The sequence below is a fragment of the Corynebacterium sp. HMSC076G08 genome, from assembly GCF_001811515.1.
GTDB classification, from domain to species: Bacteria; Actinomycetota; Actinomycetes; order Mycobacteriales; family Mycobacteriaceae; genus Corynebacterium; species Corynebacterium hiratae.
In genome coordinates this window covers 56,433-57,236 of the sequence record NZ_KV805087.1, presented here as the reverse complement: position 1 = coordinate 57,236, position 804 = coordinate 56,433, and the positions used below count along the sequence as shown (strand labels likewise).

The following is an 804-nucleotide window of genomic DNA, read 5'->3' as shown; positions in this document are numbered from 1 at the left end:
GGATGAGGTGATGGATTTGGCAGTAATCAGCTGGTTTATTACACCCTGGTCTAGAACAGGTGTGGAATTCGGCGTGCAGGGTAAGGCGTTGCTTGAAGTTTGCCCCGCGCTCTAGCCGCCAGGTGTTGATGGGGCCTTCGATGGGGTGGACGATGGTGGCGTAGCCTATTTCGGCAAACTTGTGGGTGAGGAATTCTGCTCCTGTCATGCGCGCGCCGTTGGTGAGGTTGAGCTCGATCTCGTCGCCGTCACCATTGATGATCTGGTCCAACTCATTCAGTGTGACGATGACTTGGGTGCGCACGGAAGGCTTAGTGCCGGTGGCTTGGTTGAAGAAGACGTCGTTGGCGGCTTGTAGAAGGTCGGTGTTGTTGGCGGATTCTAGGACTGCGCGCATGTTGGCAATCGTGGTGGCATCGTCAGTAATGGAGAGCGTGTTAGGGCCTTGCTCTCGGTAGGTGATGCGCACGCCTGGTTTGGCGGTTCTTTTACGTTTGAGTTCTTTAAGCCTCGTGGTGGCAACGGTGGGGATGCGGTGTGCTGGTGTGGCGGCGAGTTTGGCTCGGAGGTTCCACGCATCCAAGGTCTTCTTGACCTTCGACACGTAGGTTTCAATCAGTGTGAGGGTGCCCAGACTGTGGCGTTGGGCAAGCGCTGCGGTGCGAGCCTTGCGTTGTTTGCCGGTGTAGCGGGTGGGGCCGAAGTACACCTGGTGTAGCTGTGACAGCTCGGCAGCATCGGCTGGGTCAGCGCCGAGCGCGCGGAGCTCGTCGGGTGAGCCAGGTATATGCTCCACCAGCGCAA

At 58.2% G+C, this 804-nt stretch carries 1 protein-coding gene; it reads right to left on the bottom strand.

Annotated elements, in window-relative coordinates; all coding sequences use genetic code 11:
* On the bottom strand, positions 1-804 hold an 804-nt coding region (locus tag HMPREF2806_RS12595), incomplete at both ends, for an HNH endonuclease (protein ID WP_070517931.1).